The 3,819-nt window shown below is 65.6% G+C and carries 5 protein-coding genes; all 5 read left to right on the forward strand.

Translation table 11 applies throughout. The features are described from left to right. Window positions 1-107: 107 nt before the first annotated feature. Window positions 108-716, forward strand: coding sequence for a TetR/AcrR family transcriptional regulator (locus ACWDTP_RS37830; protein ID WP_450028339.1), 609 nt, complete (start codon window positions 108-110; stop codon window positions 714-716). A 108-nt stretch (window positions 717-824) separates the two neighbouring features. Continuing rightward, the gene (locus ACWDTP_RS37835; RefSeq protein ID WP_450028340.1) at window positions 825-2,357 is read left to right on the forward strand and encodes a MorD protein; all 1,533 of its coding nucleotides are present in this window, start codon (window positions 825-827) and stop codon (window positions 2,355-2,357) included. Continuing rightward, on the forward strand, window positions 2,354-3,157 hold the full coding sequence (locus ACWDTP_RS37840) for an AAA family ATPase (RefSeq protein WP_450028341.1): 804 nt from the start codon (window positions 2,354-2,356) through the stop codon (window positions 3,155-3,157). The genes ACWDTP_RS37835 and ACWDTP_RS37840 overlap by 4 nt, the downstream gene beginning before the upstream one ends. A 15-nt stretch (window positions 3,158-3,172) precedes the next feature. Next, a complete protein-coding gene (locus ACWDTP_RS37845) occupies window positions 3,173-3,301 on the forward strand; it encodes a hypothetical protein (protein ID WP_450028342.1) in 129 nt (42 codons plus the stop codon). Continuing rightward, window positions 3,298-3,819: hypothetical protein (locus ACWDTP_RS37850; RefSeq protein WP_450028343.1), on the forward strand; the 522-nt coding region annotated here is incomplete at its 3' end. The genes ACWDTP_RS37845 and ACWDTP_RS37850, both read left to right, overlap by 4 nt.

The raw sequence follows: 3,819 nt of genomic DNA on the forward strand, positions 1-3,819 counted from the left end.
TCATCGGCTGGTGGCTCTACGACATCTTCTACATCACCCCCTTCCTCGCCATCCCCTACCTACACACCGTCAACCGCGAAATCTTCTCGGACTGAGAGGGGCACACGATGACGCCTGAGGTGAAACAGTCGGCGCGCCAACTGCGTCGGCTGCGGACGCGGGAACGCATACTCGGCGCCGCGATCGCCGAGTTCACCGTGGCGGGCATGGCCGGTGCCGACGTCGGCGCGATCGTCTCGGCGGCTGGGGTGGCACACAGCACGTTCTTCTTCCACTTCCCCAGCAAGGAGCACGTCCTGCTGGAACTGGAACGGCGTGAAGAGGCCCGGATGGCAACCGAGTTCACCCATTTCCTCGACGGTCCGCACGATCTGGCCGCCGCGCTGACCCGACTGGTCGACCTGATCAGCGCCCTGGAACAGCGGTTCGGGCCGCGCCTGTTCAAGGAGTTGCTCGCGCTGCACTTCTCCCCGACGCGGCCGAGCACCGACGAATGGACCGACCATCCGATCATCGTGCTGCTGGTCCGCGAGATCGAACGGGCCTGCGGCGACGACGAAGTCCACCCCGAAGTCGACGCCTTCTACAGTGCGACGTTCTTCCTGCTGGGGCTCTACGGCGTGCTGACCACGACAGAACACGGCGAAGCCCGCGACACGATGCTGGCCAAATTGGTGACAACCGCCCTTCGTGGCCTGACCAATAAGGAGGTATGAAATGGATTGGATCTGGGAGATCCTCCGCTATGTCGCAGCCTGGGGCGGAACCGGTCTGGTGATCTGGTTCTGGTACTGGATGTTCTCCAACATCGGCACATTCTGACGATGACCGAGCTTTCCGATGAGCACGCCATGGCCGTCGAGCGCAGTTGCGCCGTGACGGCGGTCGCGCTGAGCGGGCAACGCCGCGAGGGGGTACGTCTGGTCACCGGTCAACACCGCGCCTTCGGGGTAAGTCCGGCGCTGGACTTCATCCACGTCCCCTACCCGCACCTGGCACGCGACTGGAGCCGCAGAACCCTGACATGTGGTGTGGCGCTGCAGTGCTCGCCGTCCAAGGAGCTGCTCGGCGGGTACCGGCTCAACGAGCTGTCGAGGCGAGAACTGCGGGCGCTCACCATCGTCGAGGCCGGTGTGTCGCTGGGGTGGATCACCGCGACCTGGCCGGGGCTGCTCGGCGAGTTTCGGCGCATCGCGCCGGACCTGGAAGCCCTGCCTGCCGCGTTGGACGCCGACGAGATGCTGCACCGAGCGGTCGAGATGGCCCGCACGGACGAGGTTCCCGATGTTCACCCGCTGCTGGGCCGGCTGCCGCTGGCCTTCACGGTGCCCCAGGGCCTCACCGACAAGCTGCGCCGCAGCTTCGGCAGGATGCCGTGGACCACCACTCAGAAGCGCCTGCCACGACCGTATTCCGTGCCGGTGGGCGGGGACGGCGGCGTCCGCAACCCCAACCTTCCGCCGCCGAGTCGGCCACAGGACAACGATCTTGACATCACCCCCGAGCATCGGCAGGGCATCCCGTATCCCGAATGGAACGAGTGGACCAAGACCTTCCTGCGCGATCACGTGGCGGTACTGGAACGCCACCATGCCGGCAAGCCCCACCAGCCGGCCTCGGTCTCGGCGGAGCTGCGGAAATGGTTCGCCGAGCACACCCACCGGGCCATGAAGAACCGCCTGGAGGACGGCTCCGACCTCGACGTCGAGTCCTACGTCAGCCACTACATCGACGTGACGACCGGTGAGGCGGTCGAACCGCGGATCTTCCGCGAACTGTTGCCCAGCAACCGCGATGTCACCACCGCGCTGCTACTGGACGGCAGCTCGTCGTTGGGCGTGCACGGTGGTCGGATCTTCAAACTCGAGTTGGCCTGTGCCGACGCACTGTCCCGGGCGATGGCGCTGGCTCGCGAGCGGCACGGCATCTTCTTCTTCACCGGAAACACCAGGCACCGCGTCGAAGTCGGTTGCCTCAAAGACTTCAGCGATCGTCGATTCGTACCGCCGGGCGACCTCGGGTTGTCCACCGGCGGATACACCAGACTCGGTGCACCGCTGCGCCACCTTACCAGTCGCCTGCTGGACCAGCCGTCCGAACGCCGCCTGCTGATCGTGATCGGCGACGGGCTGATCTCCGACGAAGGCTACGAGGGCCGCTACGCCTGGGCCGACGCCGCCCACGCAGTCGAGGAGGCCGCCGAGGCCGGTGTCTCGATGTACTACGTCGGGGTCGGACCGGTCCGGGTCGACCCGCTGCCGGAGGTTTTCGGAAGCCGCCGGTCCCAACGTATCCGCCGCGTCGAGGACCTGCCACGGGTCCTCGCGCACGTCCATCGGGAGCTTGTCACAACATGAAAACCGACACCTATTACTCAAATGGCAACGAGATCAGCCTCTTCGAGCAGGCCTTCGACCAAAGACTACCGGTCATGCTCACCGGCCCGACCGGGTGCGGAAAGACCCGCCTGGTCGAGCATATGGGCGTGCTGCTGGGCAGGCCGGTCGTCACCATCAGCTGCCACGACGACCTCACCAGTTCCGATCTGGTCGGGCGGTTCATGGTGACCGGCGGCGACGTGGTGTGGACCGACGGGCCACTCACCCGGGCCGTGAAGACCGGCGCGATCTGCTATCTCGACGAGGTGGTCGAAGCCCGCCACGATTCGCTGGCCGTCCTGCATTCGTTGACCGATCACCGTCGCACCCTCTACCTCGACCGCGCGGGTGAGGTGGTCGAGGCGCCCGAGGGCTTCATGCTGGTCTGCTCGTACAATCCGGCCTACCGCAGCTCGCTCAAAGAGCTCAAACCGTCCTTCCGGCAACGTTTCGTCACCCTGCCGATGAACTATCTGCCGCCTGAGCGCGAGGCCGAGGTGATCGTCGCCGAGGCCGGTGTCGCATTGCCGACCGCCGAGCGACTCGTCCGATGTGCGACCGCGATCCGGACGGCCGACGAGGCATTCCATTTCGAGCCGCCGTCCACCCGGGTCCTGGTGACCGCGGCGCAGTTGATCTCCTCGGGTGCAACGGAACTGGCGGCGGCCGAGGCGTGTGTTCTGGCCCCGTTGTCCACCGACGGGGCGATCAGCGAGGGCCTGCGCGAAGTCGCCGTGGCCAGCCTGGCCCCCACCGATCAATCGACCACACCGAACTAGGAAGGAGTGACCCCTGTGGACGAGAAGGAACGAAAGCGCAAGAAGGCGCTCATCGTGCTGCAGATCGTCATCTACGGCTACCTGCTCGCGATGTTCGGAATCCAGCTGTACATGTCCTTCACCCGCGGATGGTGGGAGCTGTGACGTCGTCGGCGCTCGGCGCGGGATCCGGCTCGGTCAGCCTCGAGGACCACCACGAGGAATCCCAGCTGGCCCAACGACTGGCCGATAAGTGGATGATCGTCGGCGCCGCGCTGATGGGTATGTGGGTGCCCGGTCTGATCGGCTTCCCCATCTTCATGCGCGGGGTTTGGCTGCAACGTCAGGCCCAGCGCGCCGGGTTGTCGGTGCGGCCGATGATCGTCACCCTCATCGGCTATCTGGTGCTGATCGACGGGATGCTCAACAGCCTGGGCTGGGCGCTGGATCTGGTGGCCAACCACACCCTGGTCAACCGGGTGCTGATGATCGGCTGGGGCAACATGTTCGATGCCGGCTACTTCTGGCACTACAACGAACTGTGGGTCGGCGGCTCGGCCGGGCCGGGCGAGAAGTCGATGGTCTTCGGCATGATCCTCACGGTCTTCGCGATGCGATGTGCGGCCGCCATCGGGTTCCTGCAGATGAAACGCTGGGGCCACCAATGGATGATCATCACCTGC

This window comes from Mycobacterium sp. NPDC003449, from assembly GCF_053588415.1.

Bases quoted from the DNA above. Each gene is read 5' to 3' on its own strand.
- ACWDTP_RS37840 (WP_450028341.1), top strand. From the start codon at position 2,354: ATGAAAACCGACACCTATTACTCAAATGGCAACGAGATCAGCCTCTTC.
- ACWDTP_RS37835 (WP_450028340.1), top strand. From the start codon at position 825: ATGACCGAGCTTTCCGATGAGCACGCCATGGCCGTCGAGCGCAGTTGC.
- ACWDTP_RS37830 (WP_450028339.1), top strand. From the start codon at position 108: ATGACGCCTGAGGTGAAACAGTCGGCGCGCCAACTGCGTCGGCTGCGG.